Here is a 16,889-nt window from a genome sequence, read left to right as displayed (position 1 = left end):
TCGAGAGCGGGTAGGCTTGACTTTGTTCGCCATGATACAAGCTTCACCGAGTCATAAGAACAACGCTGACGTCGGCTATCGTTGATGTGCGCAAGTAGACGTGCAACCCAACCGCTACGTGCGTTCGATCTGGTTCGATATGATGCTGCGAGGCAAGGAACGAAGGGACTAACTCAAGAAGCGGCTGCCGCGGCGGGCTCTTAACAGCTCGCGGTAGTCGTCGCCTTCCATCCCTACCAACCTGCACATCTCGTGCAAGCGGGATCGAAGCCGCGCGCCTACTCGATCCGTCAGGCTTTCGTCGTAAGCCGAGCCTATGGGCAGGTCCAAATAGTTGGAGGTGAAGATAGTGATCTTCTTGTCGTTGTATCGCTTGTTGATAATGTGAGTGATCGTCTCTTGAACCCACGCAGTCGGTTTGCTCGCCCCAAGCTCATCAAGCACCAGCACCTCGGCATCGAACACCGGCGCCAGGATGTTCAGCTCCGACGTGCTTGTCTTGGGGTTATAGCTGTCCTGAATCTCTTTCAGCAGATCACGGAAATCGTAGAACAACCCTGCTATGCCTTTGTTGATCAACTCCTTCAACGCAGCTACCGCAAGGTGAGTCTTCCCTACGCCGCATCGGCCCAGATACAAGAGCCCGACGTCGACCAGCGGATATTCTTCCACGAACCGCTTGGTGTTCATCAGCGCGCGGCCAACCGAAATGCACGCGGGCTCGAAATTCTCGAAAGCGCAGTGTTCGAAGCGTTTTGGTATGCGGGCGCCGCCGAGCAGGACATCGGAGCGAGAATCGGTCTTACAACGGCACAGCTTTACGCCCTTTCCCTCAACAAGCTCCCATCCAGTGCCTCCGCAATCCGGACACGGGGCAAGCTTGATATCTGCCGATTCAGAACTCATTGACAATTTTCCTGCTGTTGCTCGCGGCTAAGCTTCCGGGGGGATCTCCGATTGAACCGGGGCGCATCTTAATATGTCTCCATGAAAAAAGCAATCACAACTCGTATCAACTCGTAAGTTTTTTGTGAAAAACTTTTTTTGAACCTGTTTTGTGCGGCGCACTCAAGTGTTGCGCTTGAGCAACGGCCGTAACTCTGGATGGTAAGGCTTCAACCCTTTGTTCCCGTCTTAGCTAACTGCCAATTTACCACTGCCTTCCGTCAACTGCTCAGCATGCGCGCGCGCCCATCGGTCGGCTTCCAGGACCGCTTCGATACTCGAGCAAGGCTGGGTCTTGTGCGCTGCCATCGTTCCTTCAATCACGCGAGAAATGTCCATGAACTTTATTCGCCGATTCAGGAACGACGCGACGGCAATCTCGTTAGCAGCACTCAACGCCGCCGGCATCGTTCCGCCTTCACGCATTGCTTCGTATGCAAGCCTCAAGCAGGGGAATCGCTCGAGGTCGGGCTCAAAAAACTCGAGCCGCGCAAGCTTGTCAAAGCCGAGAGACGGAAGCTCAGTCGGGAGCCTGTCCGGATAAGTCAGCGCATACTGGATCATCAGCCGCATATCGGTCACGCCGAGCTGTGCGATGATCGAGCCGTCGATCATCTCGATCATCGAGTGAACGATCGACTGCGGATGCACGGCCACCGAGATTCGATCCGCGGTGAAGCCGAACAGCCAGCCCGCTTCGATCACCTCGAGCCCCTTATTCATAAGGGTCGCGGAATCAATGGTGATCTTCGAGCCCATTTGCCAGGTTGGATGCGCGAGCGCTTCTTCGACCGTCGCTTCGCGCATTCGTTCGACCGGGGTTTGGCGAAACGGTCCGCCCGAAGCGGTCAGTATCAGGCGTTTAACCTCGCGAACCTGCTCGCCTCGCATACATTGATGCAGCGCGTTGTGCTCGCTGTCGACCGGCAGCAGCTCAGCACCCGACTCAGCAGCGGCGCGGGTCATCAGCTCGCCCGCCATCACCAACGTCTCTTTGTTAGCAAGACAAACGCGCCGTCCCAGGGTGAGCGCTTTGTAGGTGGGCAAGAACCCCACCGCGCCGACCGTCGCCGATACGACAGTATCCACGCCCTCGAGACAAGCGACGGCCACCAGGCCGTCCTCGCCGAACACTATCTCGGGAACCCTCTCGAGGCCCGCAGCGCGGAGTTTCTCCCTCAGGGCTGGAACGTCGCCTTCATCGGCGACAGACACCAGGCGCGGGCGGTAGCGAGCAACTTGTTTTGCCAGTCCTTCCAGATCGCGGCCCGCGGCGAGCCCGGCTACTACGAACATGTCTGGCAGCGAATCTATGACAGAGACTGTGCTCAGCCCGATCGAGCCAGTGGATCCAAGTATGGCGACGCTTTTCATAGGGTCCGGGAAGTAGCACAGACTTTAGTCTGTGTTTGGTTTCGCAGCAGAGACAGCCAATTCGCACAGACTGAAGTCCATGCTACGTCGAGCCGAATTCTAGCACGCGCTCGCATGCCAGATCAAAGAACCGGCATTTCGAGGTCGGGTGTCATCAGGTTTTCGCGAAAGTCTGACGCGCGCCCTTCCGAGCCCGCGGCATTGAGCGGTCGGATGCTATAATTTGCTCTTACGAATCACCGGACTTGATGCGAATCCTCATTGTGAAACTCAGTTCAATCGGCGACGTGGTGCATACCCTGCCCGCGGCGGCGCTGCTCAGGCGAGCGTTGCCGGATGCGAACATTGCGTGGGTGGTCGAGCGTCGCGCCAGCGCTATTGTCGAGGACTCGCCAGTAATAGACGAGCTGATCAAGCTTGACACACGAGCCTGGCGCAACGACTTTCCGAGCATCTCCGCTGTCCGGGATGCCCGAGGCGCACTGAGCCGCTTGCGCGCAGCGCCGGAGTTAAACGGCGCTGAGCACGCTGACATAGCGATAGACTTTCAGGGGCTGATCAAGTCCGGGGTCGTCGCGTTCGCCTCGCGAGCGAAGCGGCGGCTGGGATTCGAGACGAGCGACCTGCGGGAGACGCCTTGTAAGCTGTTTTTGACCGAGCAAGCCGAAACGTCAGGTTTCAAGCATGTCATCGACAAGAATCTGGCGCTCGCTCGAGCCGCTATTGCCAGCCCAGGCACTACATCAACGGGCGAGGCCAGAGTTTCGAACGGCGGCTATGAGTTTCCTATCGGCGTCTCGCCCGGCGATGAACGCTACGTCGAAGGGGTGATCGACAATCAAGCCGGCCCGTTCGCCATAATCAACCCCGGCGGCGGGTGGCCGACGAAGCTTTGGCCGCCGGAGCATTACGCCGAGCTGGCCGATTGGTTATGGGGGGACTGCGGGTTTGGGTCGTTGGTAACCTACGGGCCCGGCGAGGAAGCTCTCGCGCAGAGCGTGGCCGCGAATGCGCGATCAGGCGCCGCCCGCGCAGTTGCGTCCACGCTCAAACAATTCGTCGCGCTCGCGCGGCGCGCCGCGTTGTTTGTTGGAGGCGACACGGGTCCGCTTCATCTGGCTGCGGCGAGTAGCACGCCGATCGTTGGGCTCTACGGGCCGACTTCTCCCGAGCGCAATGGTCCGTTCGATCCGCAAGACATCACGTTAGGCCGAGAACTTTGGTGCCGGGATGCCTGCCATCGCCGAAGCTGCTGGCACTGGGAGTGTATGGAGATTCCAGTGAACGATGTGAAGCGCGCGGTGTTGAATCGTCTGGCAAGCGCCGAAGTAAAGAGGGTGGAGTGACTCTCAAACAACTGGCCCAACGTATCAGAGTGCCTGCGGGCTTCGTGCTTGCTCCCTTGTTGTTCATTTCGGCGCGACCCAGTCGCGCGTCCCTCGTGTCTGGGGCGTTTGTTGCGATCATCGGACTTGCAATTCGCGGGTGGGCGTCCGGCCACTTGAAGAAGAATCAGGAGCTGACAACCTCGGGACCGTATGCGCACACGCGCAATCCCCTTTACCTGGGCACCTTCTTGCTGGGAGCGGGAGTGGCAGCCGGCGGCGGGACCCTGTGGTTCATAGGATTGTTCGCCGTGCTTTACCTGTTGATCTACGTGCCAGTGATGTTTGCCGAAGCGGATACAATGCGCGAGTTATTCTCTGAAGACTACGAGAAGTACAGCAAACAAGTGCCGCTGTTTGTCCCGCGTTTTACACCGTACGGCGCTCGTGGCTCTTCATCATATGCCGCGCAACTCAACCGATCATCGTGGCGGGGCGGCAGGCAGTTTGATTCATCGCTGTACTTGCGGCATCGGGAGTACCGCGCGGCGCTGGGTTTCATAATCGTCTATGTGCTACTCGCAACGAAGATGTTTCTCTAAGATAGATGTTAAAGCCGGTTTCAACTATCGCGATCTCGTTGTTGCTGGGGCTGAGCTTTGCGGCAGCACAGGGCGCGCCTGAAAAGGTCGCAATTAGTCCGGCGAAAATAGCTCAGCCACTTCCGTTCAACATCGGCGAAACGCTGACTTATGAAGTGAGCTTTTCGAGACTCATCTTCTCGGGCGTCATAGGCGAGCTAAAGCTGTCTGTTTCACAGCCCTCCGATTTCACCAAGCCGGAGATGATAGAGCTCAAAGCTGAAGCCATCTCCAAGGGGTTCTTCCCCGCGCTGTTCGGACTGAAGGTTCGCGACCGGTACGTATCTCTGGTCAACCAGATCGACTTCGGGCTTCACGTTTCCACCAAGCTTATTGAAGAAGGCAAGGTTCGTCGCGAGCAAAAATCCGTCGTCGATCGCGAGGGCGGCCGAATCACCTACACTGACCGAGATTTGACGAACCTCAAGAGCGAGCCGAAGGTCAAAGAAAGGGCTACGCCATCGTGGCTTCAAGACCTGCTGTCGACCATCTACTTCGTGCGAACCCAGCCGCTCAAGGACGGTGACGTAGTCGCTATGCCTGTCACTGATGCTGGCGAGGTTTACAACATCGAAGTCGTCGCGGACAAACGCGAAGAGGTCAAGACTGCTGCCGGAAGGTTAAAAGCGATTCGGTTAAACGCCAAGGTGTTTGACGGCCGCTACATAAGACGCAGCGGTGAGATGCTGGTCTGGTTGACGGACGACGCAAGGCGAATCCCGGTGCGCGCCCGAATCAAGACTTCGGGCACAACGATCACGGTGGATTTGAAGCGAATGCCAATCCGGTAGGACATCTTAGTTCATTCAGTATCTTTGTTTGAGGGAGAAAGTTTACTTACTGTCTTCTGGGGGCTCTTCCTCTTTCTTCGCGGGTAGTGGCGATTCAGAAATAGCTTTATTAAAGCCGCGTACTAGACCACTTATACCAACAAAAATCAACACGAATGCGGCTACGATAATTGGAACACGATTACTATCTGAAGAACTCATACTGCGTGCGCTGTTCAGAAGATTAATACCTGAGTAAACACCGGCGGTTCCAAGAACCGCAATAACAATCTACTGAAGGAGGAGTGCGATGTTTTATCGGAAACCCACATTTCCAACAAAGGCCAACTACTGCCAGAATACAAAGCCCCACTAATCCCCAAGAAGCAAGCCAGAACCAAGCGGCTTAATGGTTTCCATTATCTGTTACCGCTTGCCGCCAAGTATCCGATAATTCCTCCAACTATCGCACCGGGACCTCCTGCAAGACCCAAACCAGCTAAAGCTCCAACCACAGCGAGCGCTGCTTGTTTGTTCGCAGAATCCTGCTCTAGCGGTACAAGGGGATGGTAACCGCATTTGACACACCGGTATTGCTCTAAGGGACCTGGAGGCTTTTGATAAACAGTGCCGCAATTTGAGCAATGTAAACGATCCGGGTTCATAGTCTCATCGTAGGCTACGAGCATTTGTAAAATCAAGGCTTCTGGGGGTATCGCCCTAGTACAAACATTCCACTCCGTAGTTCCGGAACTGCTAAGCGCCAATGTTTACCTCGAGACGGTCGATTCAATCGCAAGGTCTGCTTTGCATTTCGCGGAATCGTAGCCGTAAGCAAAGCCCTCGGGGTCAACCGGCACTTGGTCTTCATTGATCGTCAGGTTCATCGAGCGAAGCCGCCCGGCAAGCGGTCGTAAATCAGACGGGCACGTTCCAGTCTGTTCCTTGTAGCGCGCGAGCACCGCGTTGATCGCGTCCAACTCATCAAGCGCGCGTACTTGCTTCAATCGTTCGATCGCCTTCGCGCGTACATTTTGATCGTCGCTCGCCAGATAGGCCGAGTACACTGCGCGCGCGGCTTCGCGGCTTCCACCTTTGATCTTCATCAAGCCGGAAATGTCGTGCATCCACCAGGGCGCGCCCGGCACCTCGCTCCCCTTCTCAAACCAATCAGCCGCCTTTTCGTAGTAGTCCGCCCGCTCATCCGCGGGAGAAGTGTTGCCCGCTTGCCAGTAGATGTACCCGAGGTCCTGGTAAAGCCGCCATTGGTTCGGATTTTCGCGAATCCCTTTCTCGACCAGCGCTACCGCCGCCGGCAAATCGCGTTCGGGCAGAAAGATCGCCCCGAAACGGTAAGCCGGAATGTGCTGTGGATCGAGCGTGACGACTATGTTCAGAAGCGGCGCAAGCAAGTCCATGCGAATGTCTTTTGTATCACCCGCGGAAAGCGGCTTGCCACTGTCGATCACCTTGCGTCCGAAGTACTGCACCGTGCGGATCCAATAGATGTCCGCCGCCAGCGCTTCAAGACCAAAACTCATTCGCTTGATCGTTTCGCCGGACGACAGGAAAAGCATCTCGCCGGTCTCTTCGCCCGGCATCGACGCATCGATTCTCCGCTGCAATGGATACAGCACGCTCAAACCGACTAGGATGATCGCGACAAACGTAATGTCTCTCATCTCGACTCAAACGGAGCGCTCAGCCCGCTCCGGCATCAGTTAACCCAGCGTGCCGCTGTAGGCCACGAACGTAAGAGCCAGTTCCAGCGGAAGCCACAAGCGAGGCAGCAAGGAAGAACCGGCTCGCGATTCATCCGTCATTTGAAATTTCTCCTCTGAAATATCAGGATCGACGCCGATAGAAGTATGCTTATGTAGACTAGCGCGTACGCCGTCGCCGACAGCGCCATTCCCAGCGGGACCATTCGCCCGTGTGAGGTCTCGGCAATGAAGCCAAAGTTCGACAGATTCGGGAGCAGGTAATAAGCAATAGTCAGCGCCGCTCTGGTCACGGCTGAATTCGACAAAGCGGCGGCCTGTAACAAATCTCTGCTGAAGTGCCCAATCACGTAAACCGCGAATGAAAACAGCGCGGCGAGCATCGGCGTGGTGAAGGATGAAAACATGAGAGCAACTGCTACTAGAAGCGCGAGCTCCAGATACACCAGATAGGACGCGGCCAGCACCGCCGTTTGGAGCGGAACGAACTTTCCGTTTACGCCCAGGAGCGCGAGTTCCGTGCCGAGCACCATCACCGTCGTATTGACCAGCAAAGTGAGACACAACCCTAAGTACTTACCGATGATGAACTCGTGGCGATGCACCGGCTTCGAGAGCAGGCTGTAGATAGTGCGCTTATCGATTTCTTTATAGACGAGACCCACGCCGATGAAGATGGCAATCAACGCACCGAACACCAACATCGCGCTTAAGCCTAGAGCGGCGGTGAACTGGCTTTCCATGTCGAGCGACAGATCGCTCACGAACACCGCGGCGGCGACGAGGATCAGCACAAACAGGATCAGGTTGTAGAGCACGCGATCGCGGACAGACTCGCGAAATGTGTTTAGCGCGATCGAGCGAACCCTGCGCACCGCGCTCGATTTGAAGCTCACGCGCGGAGCCAGGGGATTCGAGGTCTCGGACTCGGGCCTCCAGCTTGCCAGCAGCTTTTTCACGTTAGTTGCCATCGCCGCGACTTTTGGGACGCGTTCAGGGCTGCGCTCCGCTACTTTCACGCTGTAGTCTCGCGAGTCCCTCGTTTAGCTCAGCCTGCAATGACTTTGGCTCCGCCATCGCCAGGCCTCGCCGGTATTTTTCCGCCGCCTCGGTTCGTCGTCCAATGTGTTCGTAGGCAGAACCGAGTTCGTAATAAACCCCCGCATCGGCCTCGGACGATTCGACGATCCGTTCGAACTCTCGGGCGGCGTCAAGATACCGTCCTTGACGCTTGTAACAGATCCCGAGATTGAAGCGTGGTGCGATTGCCCCGGGCATCAGTCGGAGAGCCGCCGAGAATTGCTCCTCTGCTCTGGCGTTATCACCGGAGTTCAGGTAGACCGTACCGAGGTTGTTGAACGACTCGAACATCCCATCATCGATTTGAATCGCCCGCTTGAAGCTTGTCACCGCGTTTGATGAGTCACCCATCCCATCGTAGGCCCGGCCCAGAGCATCAAGAACGTTCGGTTCATCGGGCTTGAGCGCGGTTGCGCGTTCGAGCGCCGCGCGAGCTTCATCGAAGCGTTTCGCATCCAGCAGCGCGAGCCCCACGTTGTAGTAAGCCGCCCAGTAGGCCGGTCTCACTCGAGCGACGTTGGACCAGAGCGAATACGAATCCGCCCATGGCTTGTTCTCCCGCGCAGTCGCAACGGTCAGTCCGAGGACAATCATCGCAAACACGGCAATCGCAAATGCGGGCCGACGAGACCCAGCTACGGATGTCTGCTTCACGCTCGGTTCGAAGGCGCCAAGCCTGCGGATGCCGATTGCAACAAGATAGCCGGCGCCCGCAACCGAAAGATAAAGGTAGTGATCAAAAATCAGATACTCTTCCCGCGAGACCTTCCCGAGATTGAGTACAGGCAGCAGCGGAACGAAGAGCAGCAGTAGCGCATGCCAAACCCCGCGGCCGACACTCTTCCGATAGTAGAAGAGCGTCGCGGCGCTCAAGCCTAGCGCGGCCGCCGGCAAAAAGAAACTCGGCGACGTCGCGGTTGTTACGAAGTGAGTGTTGTAGTTGACGCTCAGTCCCACCGGCCATAGTAGGTGCGCAAGATAACTGCAAACTACGAACGGCAAAGTCAGCAGGGTGTACGCGAGCGGCCGGTCGGGTGCTTGCGGGTTCTTCCACATCAGCTCCCCGAGCACAAGGTATCGCGGCACAAGATAGATCAGGGCAACTGCGGCATAGGGCGCTGCCCGCTTCGCTGCATCGAGGACGCTCCTCATCCCAGGGCCTGCCGATGCGATCAACTCGTATCCAAAGACCACCAGCACCAGGCTCAACGCAGTCTCCTTCGCAAAGGTCGCCAGCACAAACATCATAAGCGACAACACAAGCGCCCTGCGGCTGGCGCCCTCGCTCGACTGGCGTGTCTGCAAATAAAAATAGAACGACGCCAGGAAGAACACTCCAAACAGCGGGTCGGTCATCCCGCTTATCCAGCTAACCGACTCGGCGTGAACCGGATGCACTACAAAGATCAGCGAAGCAATGAATGCGACAAGTCTTCCGCCCGACATCAACAGGATCACGTAAAAGACGCCGACCGCGCACAAAGCGTGCAGCAGCACACTTACAAGATGCCAACCCTGCGGCCAGAGTCCGAACATGTGGTACTCAAGGGTAAGCATCGCAGTGAACAGTGGGCGATAGTAAGGAAGGGGAGGCGCGAGATTAAGCGTTCCGGGCCGCTCACGGAATGCCCATACGTGTGTCGTAAAAGCCTTACCGAGGTTCTCCCACGAGCGGATATTCTGGTTCTCGACAATCTGCTCGGTATCGTCGAATACGAACTCGCCGCCCAGCGAGTTGGCGTAGGCTAAAAACGAAAGCAAGCAGGTCAAAAGCAGCACTCGAGTCACACTCAACTTGCTGTCTGCCGCAAGCAGAGAGTCCGCCTTGACCGACTCCTTCGTGCCGCTTCGCTTGTGTTTGTTGTCAGACTTCATTTCGACACCGGTCAGCTCTTGTTTCACTGTCTGGCGGTATGACTCTGCTCAGCGTCTTAGATCGAAACCTGGGTTATTAGGGGCGAGATGAAGCTACTACCGATGAAATACCGCAGCACTCTCCCAATCATTGGAGGCGTGCGCGATAAACTGGGGGCGGAACTGGAAAGGGGAAAGATGGGCCGAGTGAGACGCTGAAACATCCCAACCGGCCCGGCCCAATCAAACTCTACTACTGAATCGGAGTGCCGTCCTTAGGCACGCGATCCTGCGGCGTAGCCGTCGGTGGTGCGATGCCCTCGGTCTCGAATAAGACCATCGTCTCATTCGAATAGTACGAGAGATTTCCGGTGCCGAAAGTCCCGATAGCGCTCGGATGCGCGGTAGTGTCGAACATCGGCGGCATCCCATCCGCGTTTATCGGAGTCGTGGCAAACACATAGCCTCCCTTGGTGCCGGCGGCCATGTTCGAGTCAACGTAAGACATCGAACCAAGCGTAGCCAGGTCCGCGAACTTGCCGCGGCCTTTGCTGATTGAGTACAGGATTTGTGATTTGCCGAGTGTTTGCACTTCAGTTTTCGCGGCGGTCTCATGCGCTGCCTGCTGAGATTTCAGCAGGTTCGGGATGGCTATTGCTGCGATTATGCCGATGATTGCCACAACGATCAGCAACTCGATCAGCGAGAAACCGCTCTGCTTGTTTCTATTCATGGCTTTCCCCCACCTCTAAGTATTGCCATCCCGGAAGGAATGGCTTTGTGTTCTTGCGAAATCGAACGCGGCCTATGCCGCGAGGTTCAGTTATTTTGGTTTTGAGGAGAAACCATAACATAAAAGGGTGAGCCCTTGGAAGGGCTCACCCTTTATTGAAGTCATCAAGTGATGTAGCCATGCTATATCATTCGATTGGCGTGGCGGAAGCAGCAGGTACACGTATCGGAGAAACTGGTACTGCAATTGCGGCAGTATCCCGGTAGAGCACGTAGGTCTCGTTCGAGTAGAACCAGCTGTTGCCCGTTCCGAAGTTCCCCGTGGACTGCGGAGCTGCGTTGGTGTCGAAGAACGACGGTGTGAACGGTGCGACCAACACAGCTGGTGTGCCCACGCATGTAAAGCCGAACCCGCTCTTGTTACCACTACCGAGCGCGGTGTCAATAGCTTGGTCGGCCAAAAGCGCTGCCATACTGGCGGCAAAGTCCCTGCCCCTGCCGCGCGTGGATTGATAAGTAGCCTGCGCCGTCCCTAACGTGCGAACGGATCCAATGGCTGACGCCTCGTTGGCCGCCTGACGGGACTTCAGCAGGTTGGGTATTGCGATAGCCGCGATGATACCGATGATCGCCACCACTATCAGCAACTCGATCAGCGAAAATCCTTTCTCATTCTTCATAAGCTCTGTGCTCCTTTTCAGTTTTTGCCGTAGGTCAGTTTTCCTAGCGGCCAATCTACGACAGATTGCAGCGTTATCTACTACAAAGCCCGTGCCAATCAGAGTAATTGTTCTTGCGGCAAGCGAAGTCACTGTCAACCAAGGATATGCTGATCGGCATTCGGCAAGGCACAGCAATTCCAACTGGAGTTCTTAACAAAAAGCGAGAGGTTTCTTTGCCACTTTTTGTCAGAGATGGGCCTTATTTTGGTATGGGGTCGCTGCTCGCGTCAGCCGCTGCACCGGCGTTGTGCCGGATCACTGCCGTTGTGTCGACGAAGAAATACTCGGCGGTAGTTAGGTCAAACTGAGGGTCGGCGTTGCTGTTGAAATTCGTCGCCTTGCCATTTGAATCAAGAACGAGTGTGATACTAAAACTGTATCCGCTCTTGGAGCCACTGGCCAGGTTTGTGTCGACCGTGCCCTCGGGCGCAAGATCAGTCAGTGTCGCATAGACCTTGAACCTTCTCTCGTATAGATTCTCGGCGGTGGTGATGGTTCTGAGCGACTGAATCGCGGAACCGGACTGAGCGTACCTACGCGCGCGTTGAAGTCCGGGTATAGCAATCGCGGCGATCACGCCTATGATGACCACTACGATTAACAACTCAATTAGTGAAAAACCCTGCTCTCTTCTCATCACGGTTTCCTCGAAGTTCCCATACACCCTTGCGACTATAGACTGCTCGATGCCGCCGAATTCAGAGCAACGGTTGTGCCGTTGAAGGTCGAACCAGAACGACTTCGCGATAAGCCTAAACTCGAGCCGTTCCTGCCCCAGTCCACTTGGGTGATCGGGGAGTATGTCGCCAGTATTTCTTGAGTTCCGGGGCTCACCATCCGTAGCCGTTCCCGATTTACGTGACTCGATCATTCGGCTTAACCACCTTCTACCGATCTTCTGCCGCTCGCCCTCTCAAATCGAAAGGTCTCCTGTTTTGCAAACGGAACAGAAACCTGGGTGAGGAACATAAAGCTTCTGCGAGGCTCTGCCGATGCTCGGTGAGCTCCGTCAATTCGTGGTATTCGGTTGGAGTTTGACGCGACTGCGATCGAGCGGGCGGGTCGGACAGCCGTGGATCTGTAAACGGCGTCGCTGGTGGGCGAGGGGAAGCCCACAAGCTCGGGCTTACTTGTGTGCTGCGCTGTCGCTCAATGGGCCGGACTCGCGAATCAGACTCGCGGTTTGTCGAATCCTGTGTTTGTCCAGCAAGTGACGAAGGCTCCTGACCGACATCTTAAGTATCTCGGCGGCCCGAGTCTGATTGCCATTCGTTCGCTGAAGCGCGCGAATTATGTAGTCCTTTTCAAGCTGCGCCAGATAACCTTCAAGATCGATCCCATCCTCAGGCAAATCAAGCTCGGCCACCGCTCTCGGTTTGTATTTCAATATTCGTTCGGGAAGCCATTCGGGTTTGATTCGACGATCCGGCACCCCCACCGGCGGTCCGCTGTCTTCCCGTCTCCGGTCGAGCCCGGCCACTCTGCCGTGCTCGAGCGCAACCGCTCGCTCGATTGTGTTCTCGAGCTCGCGTACGTTACCGGGCCAATCGTAAGAATCCAAATAGCGCATCGCCTCTTCTGAAACCTCCAGCATGGGACGATTCGCAGCCGCGCTGTACTTCTCCAGGAAGTGACGCACGAGGTCCGGGATGTCGGTCGTGCGTGCTCTGAGAGGCGGCATTTCGATTGGGATCACGCTGATACGGTAGTAAAGATCATTTCGAAACGTACCGTCCTCGACCATCTGCGCGAGGTCGCGGTTGGTTGCGGCGACAACGCGGACGTCAACTGGTATCTCTTCCAGACCGCCGACACGCCGAATGTTTCGCTCCTGCAGAACGCGCAGAAGCTTCACTTGCATCGCGGGCGTCGTTTCACCGATCTCATCAAGAAAGATTGTGCCCCCTTCGGCAGCTTCAAACAGCCCCTTGCGGTTCGAGTTCGCGCCGGTGAATGACCCCTTCATATACCCGAAGAGCTCAGACTCGAGCAGCGTCTCGGTGAAAGCTCCGCAATTGATGGAAACGAACGCAGCGGCAGCACGGTCGGACGTGCTGTGTATCGCCCGGGCGACCAGCTCTTTGCCGGTTCCCGACTCCCCGGTTATCAGCACTGTCGATGTAGTCACCGCCACCGTCTCTATCATCTGGTAGATCGCCTGCATCTGGGGTGAGCGGCCGATGATGTTGTCGAGCGAGTTGCGCTGGCGCAGCTCGCGCTTGAGCAGAACGTTCTCCTGGCGCAGGTGTTTCTTTTCGAGCACCTTTCCAACTGAAACCGTCAGCTCTTCGACGTCGAAGCCTGCGTCTTTGATGACCAGGTCCTCGGCCCCGAGCTTGAAAGCCCGCCGAGCCGTGTCAACCGTCGCAAACGCAGTGATCATTATGACCATCGTCTCGGGCGAAATCTCGCGCACTCGGGCAAGCAGGTCGATGCCGTTTATGTCGGGCATTTTCACATCTGAGATGATCAGGTCGTACACGTTCTGGCGAACAAGCTCGAGCGCGCGCGTTCCGTTCTCGGCGGTATGAACGGCATAGCCTTCACGCTTCAAGACAAGCTCGAGCAACTCGCGCATGCTTCGCTCGTCGTCAACAACTAACAGCTTTTCCATTACTCGCTCTCCCAGTTAAATTCACTCAGACATTCGCCGCCACGGCGGGCGGCGTCGAATCCACGCGGGAATCATCACTAGAACCTACGGGAGCCGGCGCGACGCGGCTGCCAGCCGGAAGCCTGATCGCGATTTGCGTGCCCTTACCGGACTCGCTCTCTACTACTATGTTGCCGTTGTGGTCCCGCACCAACTGATACACTATCGCCATGCCGAGCCCCGTGCCGCCGCTCGAGGAGTTGAACGGCTCGAACAATCTTTCCCTCTGTTCGCGGCTCATGCCCTGCCCGGTATCGATGAAGGCGATGGTTACGTCCCGGCTGGGGCCGGCCTCGAGCATAACGCTCAGCTCCCCTCCCTGCGGCATAGCCTGGATTGCGTTGCGCGCCAGGTTCCAGAATATCTGGCGCATTTGATTTGCGTCCCCCTGGTAAAGGACCGACACGTCGGGATATTTTTCGAGTATCAAATGGTCCGGCCGCAGCTCGGGGCTGTTTCGCAGAAGCGCAATTGTCTCCGACAACAGGCTCGCAAGCTCAATCACCGCGCGCTCGATTTTGGGTGGCCGCGCATAGGTCAGAAAGTCCGACACAATTCGATTCAGCCGGTCTGATTCGCGCAGAACTATCTGCATCAACTGAGACTGGTCCTGCGAGAAGCTAAGCTCGCTTGCCAGCACCTGCACCGAGCCGCGCATAGAAGCGAGCGGGTTTCGTATCTCGTGCGCGAGTCCCGCGGCCATCTTTCCCAATGCTGCGAGCCGCTCCTGGCGACGCACCTCGCGCTCTAGATCCATCACTTCAGTCAGATCCTGGAACGTTAGAACATACCCGCGCGAGTTCTCGGCCTCATCGACCAGTGGCGCAACAGAGAATCCGAGATGAATTTCCCGTCCGTCGGCGGTCTTGCAACCGATATCGAACCGCGGGAGCCGTGTGCGCGTTCGAATCGATTCCAATCCCGCTTCGATCTGCCGTTCAATGTCTCCGAATATGGTGAGGATCGCCTTCCCGCGAACCTCGCTTGCCCGGTGCCCGGTGATCTCTTCGGCGGCGCGGTTGAAGGTGATGATGTGTCCCAGCAAATCCGTCGTGACCAGGCCGCTTCGCATGCTCTCGATGATCCGATCGTTGAATAGCCGGTAGTCCGCGAGGTCCCTTGTTGCGCTGGCAAGCTGGATTTCGCTGCGCCGGATGCGCTCGGCAAGCTGGCTCGATAAGATCGCCACCGCAAAGATCGCAACCAGGTTGAGCGAAAACATGAACTGCGTCCACGACAGTTCGTTGCCTTCGTAAGGAGCCCAGCCGATCGCGCGCGGAAGGACTCTGCTCATCGCGAGCACGCCTATGCTCACGTACAGCGCGCCGGCCAGAGCGCCCACCAGCGAGACGCCGGTCCTGCCCAGCAACGCGCACGCCGCGAAAATGATCACAAGGTAGAGCGCCAGGAATGGAGATTCAACGTCGCCCGTGCGATACACAAGCCAGGTCACGATGCAGATGTCCACCGAAAACTGAATGTAAGCCTGCGTCCTGTGCGCTAACCGGGTGCGCAGCACCGCCAGGTAGAACGCCGACAGTAAGACAATGGCGCCCGCCACCGCGGCAAGCACCGGAATGAACGAGCGCTGCGTGCTATCTTTCTCAGTCAGCCCAACGATTGCCAGCAGCGCCGCGGCCATCGCAATCCGCGAAAGCAAAAGCCAATAGAGCTTTCTGCGCCTGTAGTGATCGTCGAGCGCCGAGCCAAATGTGCCTGATGAACTTCCCATTCTGATTCGCTTGTCAATCGGGTCTGTTCGCTTGTATCCGGTCCTGAATCGGGCGATTACCCCGGAGGTTTCTGCGTTCCGGGGCACGCGCATTGAGAAGATTCAAATATTCGATTGCGTTAAGTCGGTTAGAGGCACTCAGGAGGCGTGACGGACTATACCATGTGTCAGGGGCGCGCTCAAGGGTATCTTTTCTTAAGATCTTGAGACATGAGTGTCCCTGAATTGTACCGGAAAAAGCGAAACGAGTCGTTGCAGAAAAGCCTCGGCGAAGGTATGATGTCGCCGTAGGATTTGACCGGCCCCGGTCCGATACAAACGACTGACCTCACCCATTTCTCGCGCGAGAAGCTTTAAACAAAGAGGACATGCATTATGAGGACGGTCCTGGTTGTAGAAGATGATTTTGACACGCTTCATCCGCTTGCCGAGTTGCTTCGGCTGAAAAGCTACGACGTCAGCACCGCAACCGAGGCGGAGCAAGGCTTGAGTGTCGCTCGCCGGCAGCGGCCAGACCTGATAATCACCGATATCGCATTGCCCGGCAAAAGCGGTCTTCATTTTATCAGCGCGGTGCGCAGCGACGAGCAACTCAAATCAACGCCCATAATAGTCATAAGCGGTTGCGGACCGATGATCATGGTTGAAGCAGAAGCAGCCGGAGCGAACTGCTGTCTGGAAAAGCCGATAAGCATTGACCGGTTCTGGGCTGCAATCGATCAGGTGGTTGGCGCCGGTCCGGAAATGGAGCCGCCCAAGCCAACGGACTGGCGTGAGGACTCGGGGCGCGCACTCGCTGGAGAAATCGACGGCCTCGTAGAAACGCTGCGCCATTGCACAACCAAGACCGAGCGGGAAGACGTGCTGAAGCGTTTGAAGGAGAGGATACTCAAGCTGCAAGCGCGAAACGCAAACTGCGCATAAAGGCCAGACCTCCAGTTCGCCCGTTGCTCACTGCTCGGCGAACATCGGTCGGGCCGTGTCGAACCTCAGCGCGATGCCGATGTTGCCGCTTACCTTTTTAATGCGGACTACCTCCGCCGAGTACCTCATCCAACTTTTCTTCTTGAAAGGTACCTTTATTCTTAGTTCGAGCCTTGCGCCGACCTTCACGCGCCTGGGTAAATACAAGAACGCGCCGAGCGAGCTTAGATTTTTAAGATTCGCGGTTTCTTCGAAGCCCCCGCCAGCCAGGTCGATGCCTTTAACGGCCGCGTCCCAACCGAGCTGAAACCTTCGCGCTTTCCTGCGCTCTTCGTCGCGATTGCCCTTTACCATAACTGCCCATCTCTCACTGATACGCGAAACTGAAATTGCGAATCACAAGCGTGTTCCTTGAT

At 56.6% G+C, this 16,889-nt stretch carries 15 protein-coding genes; 4 read left to right on the top strand and 11 right to left on the bottom strand.

The features are described from left to right. Nucleotides 1-168 precede the first annotated feature (168 nt). Both AABO57_04175 and AABO57_04170 read right to left on the bottom strand, forming a co-directional pair. Nucleotides 169-906 carry an ATP-binding protein gene (locus tag AABO57_04175; protein MEK6284916.1) on the bottom strand — a complete coding sequence of 246 codons (738 nt, stop codon included), beginning with the start codon at nt 904-906 and terminating at the stop codon, nt 169-171. A gap of 228 nt (nt 907-1,134) precedes the next feature. Beyond that, a complete protein-coding gene (locus AABO57_04170; protein ID MEK6284915.1) occupies nt 1,135-2,319 on the bottom strand; it encodes a 1-deoxy-D-xylulose-5-phosphate reductoisomerase in 1,185 nt (394 codons plus the stop codon). A 263-nt stretch (nt 2,320-2,582) separates the two neighbouring features. On the opposite strand from AABO57_04170, the gene AABO57_04165 reads away from it, so the two are divergent. The 3 genes from AABO57_04165 to AABO57_04155 are packed head-to-tail and all read left to right on the top strand — an operon-like array spanning nt 2,583 to nt 5,076. Next, complete coding sequence (locus tag AABO57_04165; protein ID MEK6284914.1) at nt 2,583-3,665, top strand: glycosyltransferase family 9 protein; 1,083 nt, start codon at nt 2,583-2,585, stop codon at nt 3,663-3,665. Continuing rightward, nucleotides 3,662-4,246 carry an isoprenylcysteine carboxylmethyltransferase family protein gene (locus tag AABO57_04160; GenBank protein ID MEK6284913.1) on the top strand — a complete coding sequence of 195 codons (585 nt, stop codon included), beginning with the start codon at nt 3,662-3,664 and terminating at the stop codon, nt 4,244-4,246. Before AABO57_04165 ends, AABO57_04160 begins: the two co-directional genes overlap by 4 nt. A gap of 5 nt (nt 4,247-4,251) precedes the next feature. Continuing rightward, nucleotides 4,252-5,076: a DUF3108 domain-containing protein gene (locus AABO57_04155; GenBank protein MEK6284912.1), complete on the top strand. Its 825-nt coding sequence runs from the start codon at nt 4,252-4,254 to the stop codon at nt 5,074-5,076. 749 nt (nt 5,077-5,825) lie between these two features. Here AABO57_04155 and AABO57_04150 read toward each other — a convergent pair. The 8 genes from AABO57_04150 to AABO57_04115 form a co-directional block, all read right to left on the bottom strand. Continuing rightward, entirely contained in the window at nt 5,826-6,737 is a 912-nt protein-coding gene (locus tag AABO57_04150) for a hypothetical protein (GenBank protein MEK6284911.1), read from the bottom strand. 137 nt (nt 6,738-6,874) lie between these two features. Continuing rightward, nucleotides 6,875-7,795: an ABC transporter permease gene (locus AABO57_04145; protein ID MEK6284910.1), complete on the bottom strand. Its 921-nt coding sequence runs from the start codon at nt 7,793-7,795 to the stop codon at nt 6,875-6,877. Next, nucleotides 7,770-9,731 (bottom strand): tetratricopeptide repeat protein, encoded by a 1,962-nt coding sequence (locus tag AABO57_04140; GenBank protein MEK6284909.1) that lies wholly within the window; start codon nt 9,729-9,731, stop codon nt 7,770-7,772. The genes AABO57_04145 and AABO57_04140 overlap by 26 nt, the downstream gene beginning before the upstream one ends. 232 nt (nt 9,732-9,963) lie before the next feature. Continuing rightward, nucleotides 9,964-10,443, bottom strand: a complete 480-nt coding sequence (locus AABO57_04135) for a prepilin-type N-terminal cleavage/methylation domain-containing protein (GenBank protein MEK6284908.1) — start codon at nt 10,441-10,443, stop codon at nt 9,964-9,966. Between the two features lie 187 nt (nt 10,444-10,630). Next, complete coding sequence (locus AABO57_04130) at nt 10,631-11,122, bottom strand: prepilin-type N-terminal cleavage/methylation domain-containing protein (protein ID MEK6284907.1); 492 nt, start codon at nt 11,120-11,122, stop codon at nt 10,631-10,633. A 241-nt stretch (nt 11,123-11,363) separates the two neighbouring features. Next, nucleotides 11,364-12,035: a prepilin-type N-terminal cleavage/methylation domain-containing protein gene (locus tag AABO57_04125; GenBank protein ID MEK6284906.1), complete on the bottom strand. Its 672-nt coding sequence runs from the start codon at nt 12,033-12,035 to the stop codon at nt 11,364-11,366. Nucleotides 12,036-12,290: 255 nt separating this feature from the next. Further along, nucleotides 12,291-13,778 carry a sigma-54 dependent transcriptional regulator gene (locus AABO57_04120; GenBank protein ID MEK6284905.1) on the bottom strand — a complete coding sequence of 496 codons (1,488 nt, stop codon included), beginning with the start codon at nt 13,776-13,778 and terminating at the stop codon, nt 12,291-12,293. Nucleotides 13,779-13,803: 25 nt separating this feature from the next. Beyond that, complete coding sequence (locus tag AABO57_04115) at nt 13,804-15,549, bottom strand: ATP-binding protein (GenBank protein MEK6284904.1); 1,746 nt, start codon at nt 15,547-15,549, stop codon at nt 13,804-13,806. Nucleotides 15,550-15,924: 375 nt separating this feature from the next. Between AABO57_04115 and AABO57_04110 the strand changes: the two genes are divergently transcribed. Further along, complete coding sequence (locus tag AABO57_04110) at nt 15,925-16,473, top strand: response regulator (protein MEK6284903.1); 549 nt, start codon at nt 15,925-15,927, stop codon at nt 16,471-16,473. Between the two features lie 27 nt (nt 16,474-16,500). Here the strand turns inward: AABO57_04110 and AABO57_04105 are convergent, their stop codons facing one another. Next, a complete protein-coding gene (locus tag AABO57_04105) occupies nt 16,501-16,827 on the bottom strand; it encodes a PilZ domain-containing protein (GenBank protein ID MEK6284902.1) in 327 nt (108 codons plus the stop codon). Nucleotides 16,828-16,889: the final 62 nt, after the last annotated feature.

This window comes from Acidobacteriota bacterium (genome assembly GCA_038040445.1).
In the GTDB taxonomy this organism is placed as follows: Bacteria; Acidobacteriota; Blastocatellia; order UBA7656; family UBA7656; genus Onstottus_A; species Onstottus_A frigus.
Note: the sequence above shows the minus strand (reverse complement) of the source record. Positions and strands in the feature narration are given on the sequence as shown.